Raw genomic sequence first — 17,964 nt, 5'->3', positions numbered from 1 at the left:
TTGCTTGCAAAATACTTTGACCTTTGATATAATTTGATTGTCAAAGTTTATTGCTAGGAGGTGTTTACTTGGAATATGACAAAATTAACCAATACTTAGTTGATATTTTCAACCGGATTTTGGTTATTGAAGAAATGAGCTTAAAGACGAGTCAGTTTAGTGATGTCTCTTTAAAAGAGATGCACACTATTGAAATTATCGGCAAATATGATCAGGTGACTCCAAGTGATATCGCCAGAGAATTAATGGTAACGTTAGGGACAGTAACCACTAGCTTAAATAAATTAGAAGCAAAAGGTTATATCGCAAGAACGCGATCACGCTCAGATAGGCGAGTTGTTTACCTGTCATTAACAAAAAGGGGTCGACTTTTGGACCGCCTCCATGCAAAGTTCCATAAAAATATGGTTGGACATGTCATTGCTGATATGAGTGATGAAGAGATGCAGGCATTGGTGCGTGGACTAGGGAATCTACATCAATTTTTGGAGGATTTGGTTTAAATGATTTTTTCTAAAATCAGTCAGGTAGCCCACTATGTTCCACAGCAGTTAGTGACTAATAATGATTTAGCTAGCATAATGGACACTAGTCATGAGTGGATCTTTTCTCGAACAGGAATAGCAGAACGCCATATTTCTAGAGATGAAATGACTAGTGACCTAGCTATTCAGGTTGCTGATCAGCTTTTAACTCAGTCTGGGTTAAAAGCTGATGCTATTGATTTTATTATTGTTGCAACTATCAGCCCTGATGCCACTATGCCATCAACAGCTGCGAAAGTTCAAGCAGCTATTGCGGCTACAAGTGCTTTTGCTTTTGATATGACTGCTGCTTGTAGTGGCTTTGTCTTTGCCTTGGCTATGGCAGATAAGCTTATTGCATCAGGTGCCTACCAAAACGGAATGGTAATAGGTGCAGAGACTTTATCTAAGTTAGTAAACTGGCAGGATCGAGCGACAGCCGTTCTTTTTGGAGACGGAGCTGGTGGCGTGCTACTGGAAGCCAGTAAAGATAAGCATGTTTTAGCGGAAACATTACACACAGATGGTGCGAGATGTCAGAGTTTGATTTCAGGAGAAACTAGTCTTTCATCTCCTTACTCAATTGGCAAAAAAGCCATAGCGACTATTCAGATGGATGGACGTGCCATATTTGATTTTGCGATTAGGGATGTGTCAAAAAGCATCCTCACACTAATGGCGCAATCAGATATTACAAAAGATGACATAGACTATTGTTTATTGCATCAAGCTAATCGTCGTATACTTGATAAAATAGCACGCAAGATTGATGTTCCTCGGGAAAAATTCCTTGAAAACATGATGCGTTATGGTAATACTAGTGCTGCTAGTATCCCAATCCTCTTGTCAGAGGCTGTTCAAAAGGGACAGATTAGGTTAGATGGTACCCAAAAAATCTTACTTTCCGGTTTTGGTGGAGGTTTGACATGGGGAAGTCTAATTGTTAGAATCTAGTTATTCATGTGCCTAGCACATTTATAAAAACAAATTTATATTTTTTAAGGAGAAATAAACATGGCAGTATTTGAAAAAGTACAAGAAATTATTGTTGAAGAACTTGGTAAGGAGACAGAAGAAGTAACACTAGAAACTACATTTGATGATTTAGATGCAGATTCACTTGATGTTTTCCAAGTTATTTCAGAAATTGAAGATGCTTTTGATATTCAAATTGAAACAGAAGAAGGATTAAATACTGTTGGTGACCTTGTTGCTTACGTTGAAGAAAAGTCAAAATAAGGATAAAAGTGACAAGTAACATCAGAAGTCTATGAAAAGCTTACTGCTGTTATGTTCATGTTCATCACTAAAAAAAACAATAAGTATTAATCAAACCATTAGGGTGGGATTAGACTCTTTTTAGGATCTAGCTCGCTCTTTCTTCTTACTATAATAGTTTGATTATCAAATTATTCTCCTTATTTTTTATAGAAAGTTATTATGAAAACACGTATTACAGAATTACTTAATATTGATTACCCCATTTTTCAAGGAGGAATGGCTTGGGTTGCTGATGGTGATTTAGCAGGTGCAGTTTCTAATGCTGGTGGTTTAGGCATTATAGGTGGTGGCAATGCTCCCAAAGAAGTCGTTAAAGCTAATATTGATCGTGTCAAAGCTATTACTGATAGACCTTTTGGGGTTAATATCATGCTTTTATCTCCTTTTGCTGATGATATCGTTGATCTGGTCATTGAAGAAGGTGTTAAAGTAGTAACAACAGGCGCAGGAAATCCAGGAAAGTATATGGAAAGACTGCACCAGGCGGGTATAATCGTTGTTCCTGTTGTCCCAAGCGTTGCGCTAGCCAAACGTATGGAAAAGCTTGGGGTAGATGCTGTTATTGCTGAGGGTATGGAAGCTGGAGGACATATTGGCAAGTTAACGACTATGTCTTTAGTAAGACAAGTTGTTGAAGCGGTTTCGATTCCTGTCATTGCGGCAGGTGGTATAGCTGATGGTCATGGTGCAGCAGCAGCATTTATGTTAGGAGCAGAGGCTGTTCAAATTGGAACTCGCTTTGTTGTTGCTAAAGAATCCAATGCTCACCAAAATTTTAAAGATAAAATCTTAGCAGCAAAAGATATTGATACGGTGATTTCTGCGCAGGTTGTGGGCCACCCTGTCCGTTCTATTAAAAATAAATTGACCTCAGCTTACGCTAAAGCAGAAAAAGCATTTTTAATTGGTCAAAAAACAGCTACTGATATTGAAGAAATGGGAGCAGGATCGCTTCGACACGCTGTTATTGAAGGCGATGTAGTCAATGGATCTGTTATGGCTGGCCAAATTGCAGGGCTTGTGAGAAAAGAAGAAAGCTGTGAAACGATTTTAAAAGATATTTATTATGGTGCAGCTCGTGTTATTCAAAATGAAGCTAAGCGCTGGCAATCTGTTTCAATAGAAAAGTAGATAAACACATGAAGGATAATGATAATGACAAAGACAGCCTTTTTATTTGCCGGTCAAGGTGCTCAAAAATTAGGGATGGCAAGGGATTTTTATGATAACTTTGCTATTGTAAGAAAAACCTTTGATCAAGCTAGTCAAGTATTGGGATACGATTTGCGCCGTTTGATTGATAGTGACGAGTTAAAACTTAATCAAACTAGCTATACGCAACCAGCTATTTTGACATCATCAATTGCTATTTACCGTGTTTTGGGCTTACATCACGTTAAACCGGATATGGTAGCTGGTCTTTCCTTAGGAGAATACTCAGCTTTGGTAGCATCAGGGGCACTCTCTTTTGAAGATACCCTATCCTTAGTAGCTAAGAGAGGCCGCTTGATGGAGGAAGCAGCACCACAAGGATCTGGAAAGATGGTTGCCGTTATGAATACAGACGTGCAAGTCATCGAAGAAGTCTGTCAAATAGCTGCTAAACATGGAGTGGTTGCTCCAGCAAACTATAATACTCCTAGTCAAATTGTAATTGGTGGTCAGACAGATGCTGTGAACGTGGCAGTTGAACTTTTAAAGGAAAGGGGAGTTAAGCGTTTAATCCCTTTAAACGTGTCAGGTCCTTTCCACACTGCTTTGTTAGAACCAGCTAGCCGCTTGTTGGCTAAAGAGTTGGAAAGATACAACTTCAGTGACTTCAAGATTCCTTTGGTTGGTAATACCGAAGCTAATATTATGGAAAAAGACCGTATCCCAGAACTATTAGCCCGTCAAGTCATGGAGCCTGTTCGTTTTTATGACAGTGTTGCGACTTTAGTAGAAAGTGGCATAACACAATTCATTGAGGTAGGACCAGGTAAGGTTTTGACAGGTTTTGTGAAGAAAATTGATAAAAATTTACTATGTACTAGTGTTGAAAACATGGTAAGCTTACGTTTATTTTTAGATAGAGAGGACATTCATGGAAATTAAAGGAAAAAATATATTTATCACAGGCTCAACGAGAGGTATCGGTTTAGCAATGGCTCATCAATTCGCCAGTTTAGGAGCTAATATTGTCTTAAATGGTCGCTCTGCTATCTCTGAGGAGCTTGTTGCTAGTTTTACTGACTACGGCGTTACAGTTGTTACCATCTCTGGGGATGTTTCAGAAGCATCAGAAGCTAAACGTATGGTCAATGAAGCTATCGAAAGTTTAGGTTCGATTGATGTTTTAGTTAACAATGCTGGCATTACTAATGATAAATTGATGCTTAAAATGACGGAAGAGGATTTTGAGCGCGTCTTGAAAATCAATTTGACCGGTGCTTTTAACATGACTCAATCAGTGTTAAAACCAATGATCAAGGCCCGCCAAGGAGCAATTATTAATGTCTCTAGTGTGGTTGGTTTAACAGGCAATATTGGGCAAGCAAACTATGCTGCTTCTAAGGCAGGAATGATTGGTTTTACCAAGTCTGTTGCCCGTGAAGTTGCTGCTCGTAACATTTGCGTGAATGCTATTGCTCCAGGATTTATCGAGTCCGACATGACAGGTGTCCTTCCTGAAAAAATGCAAGAGCAAATCTTAAGTCAAATCCCAATGAAACGTATTGGAAAAGCTCAAGAAGTTGCTCACTTAGCAAGCTTCTTGGTGGAACAAGATTATATTACGGGACAAGTTATCGCTATTGATGGCGGTATGACAATGCAATAAGGAGACGTAGTGAAATGACATTTAAAAGAGTAGTGGTAACAGGTTATGGTCTAACATCTCCAATCGGGCATGATCCTGAAACGTTTTGGAACAATCTGAAAGCTGGCCAAATTGGTATTGGTCCTATTACTAAATTTGACACGACTGATTATGCAGTCAAGAATGCTGCTGAAATTCAGGATTTTCCATTTGACAAATACTTTGTGAAAAAAGATTTGAACCGTTTCGATAGATATTCTCTTTATGCTCTTTACGCAGCGAAAGAGGCTATTAATCATGCTGATTTAAATATTGAGATGGTTGATTCCGATCGATTTGGCGTTATTGTTGCTTCAGGTATTGGTGGAATTGCGGAGATTGAAGAGCAAGTGATTCGCTTACATGAAAAAGGGCCAAAACGTGTGAAGCCAATGACGTTGCCAAAAGCGCTACCAAATATGGCTGCAGGAAATGTCGCCATGTCTTTAAAAGCTCAAGGAGTATGTAAATCAATTAATACTGCCTGCGCTTCTTCAAATGATGCGATTGGGGATGCCTTTCGTGCCATTAAATTTGGGACTCAAGATGTGATGATAGTTGGTGGGTCAGAGGCGGCCATAACCAAGTTTGCCATTGCTGGCTTCCAAAGTTTAACAGCTCTCTCAACAACTGAAGATCCAAGCAGAAGCTCTATTCCATTTGATAAAGACCGCAATGGTTTTATCATGGGAGAAGGATCAGGAATGCTTGTTTTAGAAAGCCTAGAACATGCGCAAGAACGCGGGGCGACAATCTTAGCAGAAATTGTGGGTTATGGAAATACCTGCGATGCCTACCATATGACATCTCCAAATCCTGAGGGATTAGGAGCTCGTAAAGCCATCCACTTAGCCTTACAAGAAGCTGGTATTGAAGCCAGTGCTATTAATTATGTCAATGCGCACGGAACTTCAACCCCAGCTAATGAAAAAGGAGAGAGTCAAGCAATTGTAGCCGTTCTTGGTAAGGATGTTCCGGTGTCTTCAACAAAATCGTTTACGGGTCACCTTCTTGGAGCAGCAGGCGCTATTGAAGCTATTGCCACTATCGAGGCTATGCGTCATAACTATGTTCCGATGACGGCTGGGACACAAGCTTTATCAGAGGATATCGAAGCAAATGTCATCTTTGGAGAAGGAAAAGAAACAGCTATCAACTATGCCATTTCAAATACTTTTGGATTTGGTGGTCATAATGCTGTATTAGCTTTCAAATGTTGGGAGGAGTAGGTTGAATATTCAAGAAATCAAAGATTTGATGGCTCAGTTTGATACCTCAAGCCTACGTGAATTTTTATTCAAAACAAATGAAGGTGAGCTAATCTTTAGTAAAAACGAACAACACCTCAATGCATCGACATCAAATCAAGAACATGCTGTGCCTGTACCACAGGTACAACTTGTTCCGAATCCAACTGCTTCGGAAGCGTCCAGTCCAGCATCAGTTAAGGATGTTCCTGTAGAGGAGCAACCACAAGCAGAATCTTTTGTAGCAGAAGGTGATATTGTTGAAAGTCCTTTAGTCGGTGTAGCCTATCTTGCAGCTAGCCCTGACAAGCCACCATTTGTGGCAGTCGGAGATACTGTAAAAAAAGGACAAACCCTTGTGATTATCGAAGCCATGAAGGTGATGAACGAAGTGCCAGCGCCATGTGATGGTGTGATTACAGAAATTTTGGTATCAAATGAAGATGTCATTGAATTTGGACAAGGATTGGTGCGGATCAAATGATGGATATTAGAGAAATTCAAGCGGCTTTGCCTCATCGCTACCCAATGTTATTGGTTGATCGTGTGTTAGAAGTGTCAGACGACCATATCGTTGCCATTAAAAATGTGACTATTAATGAGCCTTTCTTTAACGGGCATTTTCCTCACTATCCTGTGATGCCAGGTGTTCTGATTATGGAAGCTTTGGCTCAAACAGCTGGTGTCTTAGAATTGTCAAAAGAAGAAAATAAAGGCAAGTTGGTCTTTTACGCTGGAATGGATAAAGTGAAGTTCAAAAAACAAGTCGTCCCTGGTGATCAACTTGTGATGACAGCAACCTTTATCAAGCGTCGCGGTACCATTGCTGTCGTTGAAGCCAGGGCAGAAGTTGATGGCAAGCTAGCAGCAAGTGGAACATTAACCTTTGCCTGTGGGCAATGAGAATGATTGTTCTGCGGAGGAAGAAACCCTTATGTTTAAAAAAATCTTAATTGCTAATCGTGGTGAAATTGCAGTGCGTATCATTCGTGCTGCACGAGAATTAGGGATTTCCACAGTTGCAGTTTATTCGGAAGCGGATAAGGAAGCTCTGCACACGATCTTGGCGGACGAGGCTATCTGTATTGGTCCTGCCCGTTCCAAGGAATCCTATCTTAATATGAATTCCGTCTTGTCAGCAGCTATTGTGACAGGAGCCCAAGCGATTCACCCAGGGTTTGGCTTTTTAAGTGAAAACTCAAAGTTTGCGACCATGTGTGAAGAGATGAATATTAAATTTATCGGTCCATCCGCATCGGTTATGGATAAAATGGGTGATAAAATCAATGCTCGTTCTGAAATGATTAAGGCAGGAGTGCCCGTTATTCCAGGGTCAGATGGTGAAGTTTATAACGCTCAAGAAGCCTTAGCTATTGCCAATAAGATTGGTTATCCTGTCATGCTAAAAGCATCGGCAGGTGGTGGAGGTAAAGGGATTCGTAAAGTGGAGACAGAAGCAGATTTGGAGGCGGCTTTCAATGCTGCCAGTCAAGAAGCTTTGGGAGCTTTCGGAAATGGCGCCATGTATTTGGAAAAAGTAATTTATCCAGCTAGACATATTGAGGTGCAAATTTTAGGAGACGCTTACGGTAACATCATTCACTTGGGAGAACGGGATTGCTCCTTGCAACGGAATAATCAAAAAGTCTTGGAAGAAAGTCCATCCATTGCTATTGGCAATACCCTCAGACACGAAATGGGGCAAGCAGCGGTTAGAGCAGCTGAAGCTGTAGCCTATGAAAATGCGGGAACCATTGAGTTTTTGTTGGACGAAGACAGCGAGAAATTCTATTTCATGGAAATGAATACCCGTATCCAAGTTGAGCATCCTGTCACCGAATTTGTGACAGGAGTGGATATTGTCAAAGAGCAAATCAAAATTGCAGCAGGTCAGCCTTTGGCGATTAATCAAGAAGACATCACTATCACGGGACATGCTATTGAATGTCGTATCAATGCTGAAAATACTGCTTTTAACTTTGCACCGAGTCCAGGAAAGATTACAGACTTGTATATGCCAAGTGGTGGTGTAGGACTACGAGTTGATTCAGCAGTTTACAATGGCTATGCCATTCCTCCTTATTATGACAGCATGATTGCTAAAATCATCGTTCATGGAAGCAATCGATTTGACGCTTTGATGAAAATGCAACGTGCCTTAGTTGAATTGGAAATTGAAGGCATTATCACCAATACAGACTTCCAGCTCGATTTGATTTCAGATAAGCGAGTGATTGCAGGAGATTATGATACCTCTTTCTTGATGGAAACGTTCCTGCCACATTACAATAAAGATTAGGAGAAAATATGGCTTTATTTCGTAAAAAAGATAAATACATCCGTATTACTCCCAATAATTCCCTCAAAGGATCTGTCAGCCATAATGTCCCAGAAGTTCCAGATGAACTCTTTGCGAAATGCCCAGCTTGTAAGCACATGATTTATAAGAAAGATTTGGGATTGGCAAAGATTTGCCCAACCTGTTCTTACAATTTTAGGATTTCTGCCCAAGAGCGGCTGACCTTAACAGTTGATGAAGGCTCTTTCCAAGAATTATTTACAAGTATTGAAACCAAGGATCCGTTACGTTTTCCAGGTTATCAGGAAAAATTACAAAAAGCCAAGGAAACGACAGGTCTGCATGAAGCTGTTTTGACAGGGAAAGCTATGGTTAAGGAGCAAAAGATTGCTCTTGCTATTATGGATTCTCACTTTATTATGGCTAGTATGGGAACTGTTGTTGGGGAAAAAATTACCCGATTGTTTGAATTGGCTATCGAAGAAAACCTGCCGGTGGTGATTTTTACGGCTTCAGGAGGCGCCCGTATGCAAGAGGGTATCATGAGCCTCATGCAAATGGCCAAGGTCTCTGCAGCTGTGAAAAGACATTCTAATGCAGGCCTCTTTTACCTCACTATTTTGACAGATCCAACTACTGGTGGGGTAACAGCTAGTTTTGCCATGGAAGGGGATATTATTTTGGCAGAACCTCAATCCTTGGTTGGCTTTGCAGGTCGTCGTGTCATTGAGACCACAGTTCGTGAAAACTTGCCAGATGATTTCCAAAAAGCAGAATTTTTACAAGACCATGGTTTTGTGGATGCTATTGTGAAACGAACAGAGTTGCGAGACAAGATTGCCCACTTAGTAGCATTTCATGGAGGTGGCCAATGACAGATGTATCAAGAATTTTAAAAGAAGCGCGTGATCAAGGGCGTTTAACAACTTTGGATTACGCCAACCTTATTTTCGATGACTTTATGGAACTGCATGGCGATCGCCATTTTTCAGATGATGGTGCCATTGTAGGTGGCCTAGCTTATTTGGCGGGACAACCTGTTACGGTCATTGGTATTCAAAAAGGTAAGAATTTACAGGATAATTTGGCAAGGAATTTTGGCCAGCCCAATCCAGAAGGTTATCGTAAAGCTTTGCGCCTTATGAAACAGGCAGAAAAATTTGGACGACCAGTTGTTACGTTTATCAATACTGCAGGAGCCTATCCAGGTGTCGGTGCGGAAGAACGAGGACAGGGTGAGGCCATTGCTAAAAATTTGATGGAAATGAGTGATCTCAAGGTTCCCATTATCGCCATCATTATTGGTGAAGGAGGCTCTGGTGGTGCATTAGCCTTAGCGGTTGCCGATCAGGTCTGGATGCTTGAAAATACTATGTATGCGGTTCTTAGCCCAGAAGGCTTTGCTTCTATTTTATGGAAGGATGGTTCAAGGGCGACCGAGGCCGCTGAATTGATGAAAATCACAGCGGGTGAACTCTACAAAATGGGAATAGTAGACCGTATTATTCCAGAACATGGTTATTTTTCAAGTGAAATCGTTGACATCATCAAAGCTAACCTCATCGAACAAATAACCAGTTTGCAAGCTAAGCCATTAGACCAATTATTAGATGAGCGCTACCAACGCTTTCGTAAATATTAACAACATCCTTTTGGAGTCTCCCTACGTGAAGGGAGGCCTTTCCAAAAGGGTTTTTAACTAGTCTTGTAAATAAGGAAATGGGTATACTAATAAGACTTTTGATAAACTAGTGTGAAGAAAAGTGTTGTTAAAGGGGCAATGTAGTGAGTTTCAAGTGATGTGGTGGCTCTTTAAAATAGTAAACCCCAGAAATCACTTTAATGATCTCTGGGGTGAATTTATTATTTAGGTGAAATGACGGTTTCGCCACCCATGTAAGGGCGGAGTACTTCAGGGATGGTAACAGAACCATCTTCATTTTGGTAGTTTTCTAAAATGGCTGCTACGGTACGACCGACAGCAAGTCCTGACCCATTAAGGGTGTGGAGAAGTTTGACCTTACCGTCAGCCTCATCACGGTAACGGATTTGAGCACGACGTGCTTGGAAATCTTCTGTATTTGAACATGATGAAATTTCACGATAGGTATTTTGAGCTGGAATCCAGACTTCAAGGTCATAGGTTTTAGCAGCTGAGAAGCCCATGTCTCCAGTACAAAGGGAAATGACGCGATATGGCAAACCAAGTTTTTGAAGAATATTTTCAGCATTAGCAGTCATTTTTTCTAGTTCTTGGTAAGATTCTTCTGGTTTAGCAAATTTAACCATTTCAACTTTGTGGAATTGGTGTAGGCGGATAAGGCCACGTGTGTCACGACCCGCAGAACCCGCTTCAGAACGAAAAGATGGGCTCATTGCAGTAAAGTAAATTGGCAATTCTTTGCCGTCTAGGATTTCCCCACGGTAATAATTGGTCAAAGGCACTTCAGCAGTTGGAATCAGGACAAAGTTGGTATCAGCTAATTCAAAGGTGTCCTCTTTGAATTTTGGATATTGTCCTGTACCAAACATGGAATCGTGGTTAACCATGTAAGGTGTGATGATTTCTTGATAACCTTCTTTGATATGTTCATCCAGCATGAAGTTATAAAGAGCACGCTCCAAACGAGCACCAAGATTTTTATAGAATAAGAAACGAGCACCAGTTACCTTTGCCCCACGTTCCCAGTCTAAAATATCAAGATCTTCGCCTAGATCCCAATGAGCCTTAACTTCGAAGTCAAAGTCACGAGGCGTTCCCCAACGGCGAATTTCGACATTGTCTTCTTCGTCAGCTCCAACAGGGACAGAATCGTGAGGAGTATTAGGTAAAACAGTGATGATGTCAGTAACTTGCTGGTCGATAGCTACTAGTTGATTGTCAATAGTTTTGATATCTGCAGAGACTTTTTGCATATCGGCAATTTGTTGAGTGGCATCTTCTTTTTGACGTTTTGCTTGGGCGATGGCTGCAGAAGCAATATTACGCTCTGCTTTTAATTCTTCTGATTGCACTAATAGAGCACGACGTTTTTCATCAAGTTCTTTAAGATGGGTCAGGGTGTCTTCAGAAACACCGCGGTTTTTTAATTTGGCAGCGACAGTGTCAAAATCGGTACGGATACGTTTAAGATCTAGCATACAGAAGCTCCTTTAAGATAGTTATTAGTAGCTGTCAGTGAAACAAGGCTAAGTAAGACAGTTGGGTCTTGTGATTCTCTGACGATAGAAAAAGCACAGCTTATGAAGATGCTGGAGCGCTTTGGCGCGGTTCCATCCAGCTTCACAATCTGTGCACTTAATCTCTATTTTATTGATGACACGGTAGAATTTCATATCATTTTCCCTATCTGTTCACAGCATCCACAGACTCTCTGAATGAAAAAAAGGTATTACTTATCCGTTAGGACTATTATAACAAAAAACAAGAAAAAGTAAACTCAAATGAGGGAATCTTTTCCACTAAATAGCAATTTAGAGCTACTATTCTTTGCTTTCTTGAAATGATAAATCGGCACTGCTCATTATTTTTTTAATGTCGAAAAAATTTGTTAATAAAGGTTTGCATCAAGGTTGGTAATGTAATCACTTTCTCATTACCAATATGTTGACGAGTGATTTTTAAGATTTTTCCAGAGTCTCCAGAAGCAAATAAAAACTTGCCTTGGTCCGTAAAAATTTCAAAGTGGCGGCTAACTTTTTTTCTTGAAACATTAGCCCCGATGTGATTGATAGCTGTCCAAGGAATTTGAATATAATCATTCACATTTTTATCGTTGTAAAATTCAAGGGCCTTGTCACCGAGTAAAATATGACCAACTTTGCCTCCCATTCCAAGGTAGGAGACAGCTTTTGTCTTGTATTCGACACTAGTGTTTAAAGATTGAGCCATTTAAGTTCCTTTCATTGCGTAGTTGTAGTTATTATACCATATTTTAAGTGGGATTTTCCTGACATAAAGCATAAAAAAGAAGCCTGAGTTCATCTCAGACTTCCATTGGTTGATTACATAATACCTGCAAGGTGAGCAAGGATACCAAATGCAAACAAGCCGATGATGATTGCGATTGGAGAAACTTTTTTCTTCAATAACCACATGCAAAGGAATGTAAGGAGTAATCCAGCTAAACCTGGGATAAGAGAGTCCAATTGTCCTTGAAGGGTTTGAGCTTGGACTTTATCAAGGCTCATACCACCAATAGCGTTGGCAAGGATAGTTTTCAATTCAGCACCTTTAACAGCGCCATCTGGGAAGACCACATAGGCACCATCTGACAATTGTTTTCCAGGAAGGTCGATAGTAAAGTTGATAGATACCCAACGTTGAACAAGCACTGCAAGGATAAACATTCCAAGGATTGAAGCACCTTTAGTAATGTCTTGGAGGATACCGCCTGACATGTCTTTAGTAATTTCAGAACCAGCTTTGTAACCAAATTCTTGAGTATACCATAAGAAGGCCATACGGATAAGGTTCCATCCAAAGAAGAACAGAAGTGGACCAACGATGTTACCTGTTGAAGCCAAAGAAGCACCAAGTGCCCCAAGGATAGGACGAATCGTAAACCAGAATACTGGGTCACCGATACCAGCAAGAGGTCCCATCATACCGATTTTAACCCCTTGGATAGCCTTGTCATCAATTGGCGTACCATTTGCGCGTTCTTCTTCAAGGGCAAGTGTTACACCAATGATTGGAGCTGCAACGTATGGGTGAGTGTTAAAGAATTCCATGTGGCGCTCAAGAGCAGCTGCACGGTCTTCAGGAGACGTATACAATTTTTTAAGAGCAGGGATAAGTGCATAAGCCCAGCCCATGTTTTGCATACGTTCGTAGTTCCAAGAACCTTGTAAGAATTGTGAACGCCACCAAACACGTTGACGGTCTGATTTAGTTAATTTAATTTGTTCAGTCATTTGTTCTTACCCCTTTCTAGTAGTCTTCTAAGATGTCGCCGATTGGATCAGCTGAACCTGCTGCATTACCACCGTTACCACCTTTTTTAGAAAGATTAAGGTAGATGAAGGCAATTGCTACACCGATAACACCCATAGCGATAAGGGTTAATTGGCTGATAGCTGCAAGAGCAAAACCTAGGGCGAAGAATGGCCATACTTCACGAGTAGCCATCATGTTGATAACCATAGCATAACCTACAGCAACAACCATCGCACCACCGATTTGCATACCTTCGTTCAACCAGTTTGGCATAGCATTCAAAACAGATTGTACGGCTGAAGTAGGAACAGCAACAAGAAGAGCTGCAGGGACAGCGATACGCAATCCTTGAAGAAGAAGGGCAATAAAGTGGAAGCGTTCAATACCTGCGAAATTACCTTCAGCGGCAGCTTTGTCACCAGCGTGTACAAGGGCAGTTGACAAAGTACGAACGATCATTGTAAGGAAAAGACCAGCAACAGCAAGTGGGATAGCTGTTGAGTAAGCAAAGGTAATTCCTTTTTGAGTAAAGTCGCCACTTTTGACCATGATGATAGCAGCTGCAACAGAGGCAAGGGCAGCATCAGGGGCAACGGCAGCACCGATGTTTGCCCAACCAAGAGCAAGCATTTGAAGTGTACCACCAAGGATGACACCAGCTTCAAGGTGTCCAGTTACAAGTCCAATCAAAGTACAGGCAACAAGTGGTTGGTGCATTTGAAATTGGTCGAGGATACCTTCAAGACCAGCGAAGAAGGCAATGATAACGACCAAAATTGCAGAAATAATCGAAATATCTGACATGTTGTAATCCTTTCAAAGTATAGTAAACGAGGACTTTTTGCTAATAAGTTAGCTAGTCATCGTTTTAAAACCTTATAGCGTTTGAAACTTATTTAATGTTAGCTTTTTGGATAAGCTCAAATAAGTTTTTCTTAGAATCGTTAGGAACTTTACGGACGTCGAATGTAACACCTAGGTCGCGTAATTTTTCAAAAGTAGCAACGTCTTCTTTGTCCATTGATAAAACGTTGTTAACCATTGTTTTACCAGTTGAGTGAGCCATTGAACCAACGTTCAATTCGTTGATTTCAACACCACCTTCAACCGCTCGAAGGGCATCTTGAGGGGTTTGGAAAAGAATAAGTGCGTGTGTGTTACCAAAACGAGGATCTTTAGAAGCTTCAATCAATTTGCTAATTGGAACAACGTTAGCTTTGACACCACCAGGTGCAGCCTGTTTGATCAATTGTTTGCGAAGGTCATCTTGAGCAACCTCATCAGAAGCAACAATGATACGGTCAGCCTTAGAAGCTGGAGTCCATGCTGTTGCAACTTGACCGTGTAAAAGACGAGTGTCAACACGAGCAAGATTGATCTTTAATTTACCATCTCCGATGACAGTTCCAGCAGGAATAGCTCCTTGAAGTGCGTTAACAACTTTTTCAGTTGCAGCAGTTTCTTCAACTGGGTTAAGGTCTTCAGGAAGGGCTTTGATACCGTCCTTAGATTCCTTAATGATGTTTGCAGCAACTTGTTCAACACCTGCACCAGCATCCATAAGACGTTCAGTGTAAGCTTGAATAAGCATAGGCAAGTTGAGACCAGTGATGATCGCCATTTTGCGGTCAGGATTTTCACCTGCCACACGACTAGCTTGGTTAAATGGAGAACCACTCCAAAGGTCAGCTAGCACAAGGATTTCATCATCAGCATCAAATTGTTGGATAGCATTGTTGAAGTGTCCATACAAATCATCTGGTCCTTCGTTTGGCATGAAAGTAACAACTTGAACTTTCTCTTGTTCACCAAAAATCATAGAACCAGATTGATGAATACCTTCAGCAAATTTACCATGGCTGGCAATAATAATACCGATACCCATTCTTGTTCTTCCTCCTTTAAAATATTTTTCGTTGAAATGAAGAAGAATAATCTCCTTCCAAAACTAAATTTTGGCAATTCTTTTTCACTTAAACGAAATTCAAGAACGTTTCTATTTTAAAACGTTTTCACTAAAAAATCAAGCCCTTTCGGAAAAATAGTACAAAACATGAAAAAATTTTCAGAATTTAGGATTAAATAGGCAGATTATTGATATTAAAGGTGTTTTCAAGCTGTTTAAAACAAAAATATGCTGAAAAATGTTGAAATTATTAAAATGATTTTCATTTTTTGATAGCTGTTGACAGAAGAAGAACCACCATTTTCTGAAAAATAGTGGTTTCGTTTGCTACTACAAGAAAAGTTCTTCCAATTTTTTGGCAACACCGTCTTCTTCGTTGGAAAAATTAAGCTGCTGATCAGCATAAGGCAGTAGCACAGGGCTAGCATTTTTCATAGCATAACCAGTTCCAGCAAAAGCTAGCATCTCAGTGTCATTGTGTTCATCACCAAAGGCGATTAAATCCTTTTTATCCATATTGTAAATTCCAAGGAGATAGTTCAGAGCGTAAGCTTTATTGACATTCTTAGACGAAATTTCAAGAATGTTGAGAGGGCCTCCCCAAGAATCAATTTCAATTTCATCTTTGAAGCAAGCACGCATGTTTTTAGCTAAGGCATACTTGTCTTCGTGATGCGTTTGCATCAATAAGGCGTTTGGATTTCGAGTGATTTTGGTAATCTCTAATGCCATGTCCTGAGTAATTTCATCAACACCAAAGAGTTGCGGGTCGATACTTTCTGGATTGGTCATGGTGATGTAGACATTTTTTCGATACTCACTGGCAATAAAATCCATCTGGAAATCATCCTGATATTTTAGTAACCTTAGTAGGTAGCCTTTGTCCAAAGTGACATTATGTTCATAGGCCCATTTTTGTTCAGGCATGTGGGTCAAGGCCCCATTAAAAGTGATGATTGGGGTCTTTAAATTGAGCTGCAGATAGTAGCCCAGTGCCATGCGGTAAGGACGGCCTGTTGAAATAATGACGTGGTGGCCCTTGTCTTGGACAGCTTTGATGGTTTTTTGAGTATAGGTAGAGATGGTGTTGTCATGATGTAATAAGGTTCCATCCAAATCAATGGCAATCAATTTTTTAGTCATAATTAAATTATAGCAAATTTTGCTCCAAGATAAAGAGAAAAGATAAGTTAAGCGTATTCATTAGTAAAAAAGATAGGATAACTGTTTTTTTAATGAATAAATGAAGTTATAGACGTTGAAAAGTGAACAAAAAAATGGTAACATATTGTTATTGTTCATTTTAATACGAACAATAACAATAATAATGAGGTGTCAAAAAGACTTATCTAGTGATAAGCGCTTTTTGATTTTACCTACTATTTAATTAAGGAGACTCCATTTCAATGGAAAAGTTTTTTAAGTTAAGCGAAAATGGGACAACTGTCTCAACTGAGATTATGGCTGGTTTAACGACCTTTTTTGCCATGTCCTATATTTTGTTTGTTAACCCAAGTATTTTAGGTGCAGCGGGGATGCCCTCTAATGCTGTCTTTTTGGCTACGATTATCGCAGCAGCCATATCAACCTTAATTATGGGACTATTTGCCAATGTGCCTTATGCGTTGGCACCAGGAATGGGACTTAACGCTTTTTTCACTTATACAGTTGTTTTTGCTTTAGGGTTTTCATGGCAAGAAGCCTTGGCAATGGTTTTCATTTGTGGATTATTCAATATTTTTATTACCGTAACCAAGTTTCGTAAAAGTATCATCAAGGCGATTCCAGTTAGTTTACAGCATGCTATTGGTGGGGGAATTGGTGTCTTTGTAGCTTATTTAGGATTTAAAAACGCAAATATCATTACTTTTTCTATCTCTGCTGAAAATATAGTAATGGTAAATGGTGTTGAACCGGCTAAAGCATCGGCTAAAACATTTGCAGATGGTCTATTATTTGTAGACGCCAATGGTGGAGTTGTACCTACGATTTCTAGTTTTACGGATTCCGGTGTATTACTTGCTATTTTTGGTTTACTTTTAACGACAGCTCTTGTGATTCGAAATTTTAGAGGTGCTATTTTAATTGGTATTGTCGCAACAACTCTTGTAGGTATTCCTTTAGGAATAGTGGATGTGTCCAACCTCAATTTTGGGATCAGCCATATTGGTGAAGCTTGGACTGAATTAGGTACAACTTTCCTTGCAGCTTTCGATGGTTTGAGTTCTCTTTTTAGCGATTCAAGTCGTTTACCGCTAGTTTTCATGACTATTTTTGCTTTTAGTCTATCAGATACTTTTGACACAATTGGTACCTTTATCGGAACTGGTCGTCGAACAGGTATTTTCTCTCAAGACGATGAGAATGCTTTGGAAAATAGTATAGGCTTTAGTTCAAAAATGGACCGTGCGCTTTTTGCAGATGCTATCGGTACTTCTATTGGGGCTTTGGTTGGAACTTCAAATACGACTACCTATGTTGAATCAGCAGCAGGAATTGCTGAAGGTGGACGTACTGGACTAACAGCAGTCTCCACCGCAGTATGCTTCTTATTATCAATATTGCTATTACCGCTTGTAGGTATTGTCCCAGCTGCTGCTACGGCTCCAGCTTTAATTATTGTGGGTGTCATGATGGTGTCTTCTTTTCTTGATGTTAATTGGAGTAAATTTGCAGATGCTCTTCCAGCTTTTTTTGCAGCTTTCTTTATGGCGCTGTGTTACTCTATTTCCTATGGTATTGCCGCTGCCTTTATTTTCTATTGTCTAGTAAAAGTTGTTGAGGGAAAAACAAAAGATATTCACCCTATTATTTGGGGAGCAACCTTCTTGTTCATTGTAAATTTCATCATATTAACTATCTTATAACCAAATAATTTACTTATTTTGCTACTAACTGCCGCTTCTTTAATTGATTTTAACCTTTAATATAA

Annotated in this window: 19 protein-coding genes; 13 read left to right on the top strand and 6 right to left on the bottom strand. The window is 40.0% G+C overall.

Annotated elements, in window-relative coordinates; translation table 11 throughout:
* The first annotated feature begins 68 nt into the window (after positions 1-68).
* From fabT to B6D67_RS08135, 12 genes are all read left to right on the top strand, one after another.
* On the top strand, positions 69-503 hold the full coding sequence (gene fabT / locus B6D67_RS08190) for a fatty acid biosynthesis transcriptional regulator FabT (protein ID WP_002993768.1): 435 nt from the start codon (positions 69-71) through the stop codon (positions 501-503).
* Complete coding sequence (locus tag B6D67_RS08185; RefSeq protein WP_010922596.1) at positions 504-1,478, top strand: beta-ketoacyl-ACP synthase III; 975 nt, start codon at positions 504-506, stop codon at positions 1,476-1,478. It begins immediately after the preceding gene.
* Between the two features lie 60 nt (positions 1,479-1,538).
* Complete coding sequence (locus B6D67_RS08180; protein ID WP_002983328.1) at positions 1,539-1,763, top strand: acyl carrier protein; 225 nt, start codon at positions 1,539-1,541, stop codon at positions 1,761-1,763.
* A 201-nt stretch (positions 1,764-1,964) separates the two neighbouring features.
* Positions 1,965-2,936 carry an enoyl-[acyl-carrier-protein] reductase FabK gene (gene fabK / locus B6D67_RS08175; RefSeq protein ID WP_002983333.1) on the top strand — a complete coding sequence of 324 codons (972 nt, stop codon included), beginning with the start codon at positions 1,965-1,967 and terminating at the stop codon, positions 2,934-2,936.
* Positions 2,937-2,960: 24 nt separating this feature from the next.
* Positions 2,961-3,899, top strand: coding sequence for an ACP S-malonyltransferase (fabD, locus tag B6D67_RS08170; RefSeq protein ID WP_010922595.1), 939 nt, complete (start codon positions 2,961-2,963; stop codon positions 3,897-3,899).
* Positions 3,889-4,623, top strand: coding sequence for a 3-oxoacyl-[acyl-carrier-protein] reductase (gene fabG / locus B6D67_RS08165; protein WP_011018156.1), 735 nt, complete (start codon positions 3,889-3,891; stop codon positions 4,621-4,623). Before fabD ends, fabG begins: the two co-directional genes overlap by 11 nt.
* A 14-nt stretch (positions 4,624-4,637) precedes the next feature.
* Entirely contained in the window at positions 4,638-5,870 is a 1,233-nt protein-coding gene (gene fabF / locus B6D67_RS08160; protein ID WP_010922593.1) for a beta-ketoacyl-ACP synthase II, read from the top strand.
* A gap of 28 nt (positions 5,871-5,898) precedes the next feature.
* Positions 5,899-6,372 (top strand): acetyl-CoA carboxylase biotin carboxyl carrier protein, encoded by a 474-nt coding sequence (locus B6D67_RS08155; RefSeq protein WP_370659241.1) that lies wholly within the window; start codon positions 5,899-5,901, stop codon positions 6,370-6,372.
* Entirely contained in the window at positions 6,369-6,791 is a 423-nt protein-coding gene (fabZ, locus tag B6D67_RS08150) for a 3-hydroxyacyl-ACP dehydratase FabZ (protein ID WP_002983343.1), read from the top strand. The genes B6D67_RS08155 and fabZ overlap by 4 nt, the downstream gene beginning before the upstream one ends.
* 31 nt (positions 6,792-6,822) lie before the next feature.
* Entirely contained in the window at positions 6,823-8,187 is a 1,365-nt protein-coding gene (locus tag B6D67_RS08145) for an acetyl-CoA carboxylase biotin carboxylase subunit (protein ID WP_010922591.1), read from the top strand.
* An 8-nt stretch (positions 8,188-8,195) separates the two neighbouring features.
* Positions 8,196-9,062 (top strand): acetyl-CoA carboxylase, carboxyltransferase subunit beta, encoded by an 867-nt coding sequence (gene accD, locus B6D67_RS08140; protein WP_010922590.1) that lies wholly within the window; start codon positions 8,196-8,198, stop codon positions 9,060-9,062.
* Positions 9,059-9,829, top strand: coding sequence for an acetyl-CoA carboxylase carboxyl transferase subunit alpha (locus B6D67_RS08135; protein ID WP_010922589.1), 771 nt, complete (start codon positions 9,059-9,061; stop codon positions 9,827-9,829). Before accD ends, B6D67_RS08135 begins: the two co-directional genes overlap by 4 nt.
* 221 nt (positions 9,830-10,050) lie before the next feature.
* On the opposite strand, the gene serS is transcribed toward B6D67_RS08135, so the two are convergent.
* From serS to B6D67_RS08105, 6 genes are all read right to left on the bottom strand, one after another.
* Positions 10,051-11,328, bottom strand: coding sequence for a serine--tRNA ligase (serS, locus tag B6D67_RS08130; RefSeq protein ID WP_002983351.1), 1,278 nt, complete (start codon positions 11,326-11,328; stop codon positions 10,051-10,053).
* A 391-nt stretch (positions 11,329-11,719) separates the two neighbouring features.
* Positions 11,720-12,079, bottom strand: a complete 360-nt coding sequence (locus B6D67_RS08125; RefSeq protein WP_002988634.1) for a DUF956 family protein — start codon at positions 12,077-12,079, stop codon at positions 11,720-11,722.
* Between the two features lie 113 nt (positions 12,080-12,192).
* The gene (locus B6D67_RS08120) at positions 12,193-13,104 is read right to left on the bottom strand and encodes a PTS system mannose/fructose/sorbose family transporter subunit IID (protein WP_010922588.1); all 912 of its coding nucleotides are present in this window, start codon (positions 13,102-13,104) and stop codon (positions 12,193-12,195) included.
* Between the two features lie 16 nt (positions 13,105-13,120).
* Positions 13,121-13,930 (bottom strand): PTS mannose/fructose/sorbose transporter subunit IIC, encoded by an 810-nt coding sequence (locus tag B6D67_RS08115; protein ID WP_002983360.1) that lies wholly within the window; start codon positions 13,928-13,930, stop codon positions 13,121-13,123.
* A gap of 88 nt (positions 13,931-14,018) precedes the next feature.
* Complete coding sequence (locus B6D67_RS08110) at positions 14,019-15,011, bottom strand: PTS sugar transporter subunit IIB (RefSeq protein ID WP_002983363.1); 993 nt, start codon at positions 15,009-15,011, stop codon at positions 14,019-14,021.
* A gap of 351 nt (positions 15,012-15,362) precedes the next feature.
* On the bottom strand, positions 15,363-16,175 hold the full coding sequence (locus tag B6D67_RS08105; protein ID WP_010922586.1) for a Cof-type HAD-IIB family hydrolase: 813 nt from the start codon (positions 16,173-16,175) through the stop codon (positions 15,363-15,365).
* Positions 16,176-16,438: 263 nt separating this feature from the next.
* On the opposite strand from B6D67_RS08105, the gene B6D67_RS08100 reads away from it, so the two are divergent.
* Positions 16,439-17,899 carry an NCS2 family permease gene (locus tag B6D67_RS08100; protein ID WP_011285677.1) on the top strand — a complete coding sequence of 487 codons (1,461 nt, stop codon included), beginning with the start codon at positions 16,439-16,441 and terminating at the stop codon, positions 17,897-17,899.
* The last annotated feature ends 65 nt before the right edge of the window (positions 17,900-17,964 follow it).

The organism is Streptococcus pyogenes (assembly GCF_002055535.1).
GTDB lineage: Bacteria > Bacillota > Bacilli > Lactobacillales > Streptococcaceae > Streptococcus > Streptococcus pyogenes.
This window is presented reverse-complemented; position numbering and strand designations above follow the sequence as displayed.

Excerpts from the sequence above, each read along its gene's own strand:
- B6D67_RS08135 (WP_010922589.1), top strand. The coding sequence starts at position 9,059 with ATGACAGATGTATCAAGAATTTTAAAAGAAGCGCGTGATCAAGGGCGT.
- fabD (WP_010922595.1), top strand. The coding sequence starts at position 2,961 with ATGACAAAGACAGCCTTTTTATTTGCCGGTCAAGGTGCTCAAAAATTA.
- B6D67_RS08100 (WP_011285677.1), top strand. The coding sequence starts at position 16,439 with ATGGAAAAGTTTTTTAAGTTAAGCGAAAATGGGACAACTGTCTCAACT.
- B6D67_RS08110 (WP_002983363.1), bottom strand. The coding sequence starts at position 15,011 with ATGGGTATCGGTATTATTATTGCCAGCCATGGTAAATTTGCTGAAGGT.
- serS (WP_002983351.1), bottom strand. The coding sequence starts at position 11,328 with ATGCTAGATCTTAAACGTATCCGTACCGATTTTGACACTGTCGCTGCC.
- B6D67_RS08120 (WP_010922588.1), bottom strand. The coding sequence starts at position 13,104 with ATGACTGAACAAATTAAATTAACTAAATCAGACCGTCAACGTGTTTGG.
- B6D67_RS08125 (WP_002988634.1), bottom strand. The coding sequence starts at position 12,079 with ATGGCTCAATCTTTAAACACTAGTGTCGAATACAAGACAAAAGCTGTC.
- B6D67_RS08145 (WP_010922591.1), top strand. The coding sequence starts at position 6,823 with ATGTTTAAAAAAATCTTAATTGCTAATCGTGGTGAAATTGCAGTGCGT.
- fabZ (WP_002983343.1), top strand. The coding sequence starts at position 6,369 with ATGATGGATATTAGAGAAATTCAAGCGGCTTTGCCTCATCGCTACCCA.
- fabK (WP_002983333.1), top strand. The coding sequence starts at position 1,965 with ATGAAAACACGTATTACAGAATTACTTAATATTGATTACCCCATTTTT.
- accD (WP_010922590.1), top strand. The coding sequence starts at position 8,196 with ATGGCTTTATTTCGTAAAAAAGATAAATACATCCGTATTACTCCCAAT.
- B6D67_RS08115 (WP_002983360.1), bottom strand. The coding sequence starts at position 13,930 with ATGTCAGATATTTCGATTATTTCTGCAATTTTGGTCGTTATCATTGCC.
- B6D67_RS08185 (WP_010922596.1), top strand. The coding sequence starts at position 504 with ATGATTTTTTCTAAAATCAGTCAGGTAGCCCACTATGTTCCACAGCAG.
- B6D67_RS08180 (WP_002983328.1), top strand. The coding sequence starts at position 1,539 with ATGGCAGTATTTGAAAAAGTACAAGAAATTATTGTTGAAGAACTTGGT.
- fabF (WP_010922593.1), top strand. The coding sequence starts at position 4,638 with ATGACATTTAAAAGAGTAGTGGTAACAGGTTATGGTCTAACATCTCCA.
- B6D67_RS08155 (WP_370659241.1), top strand. The coding sequence starts at position 5,899 with ATGGCTCAGTTTGATACCTCAAGCCTACGTGAATTTTTATTCAAAACA.
- fabG (WP_011018156.1), top strand. The coding sequence starts at position 3,889 with ATGGAAATTAAAGGAAAAAATATATTTATCACAGGCTCAACGAGAGGT.
- B6D67_RS08105 (WP_010922586.1), bottom strand. The coding sequence starts at position 16,175 with ATGACTAAAAAATTGATTGCCATTGATTTGGATGGAACCTTATTACAT.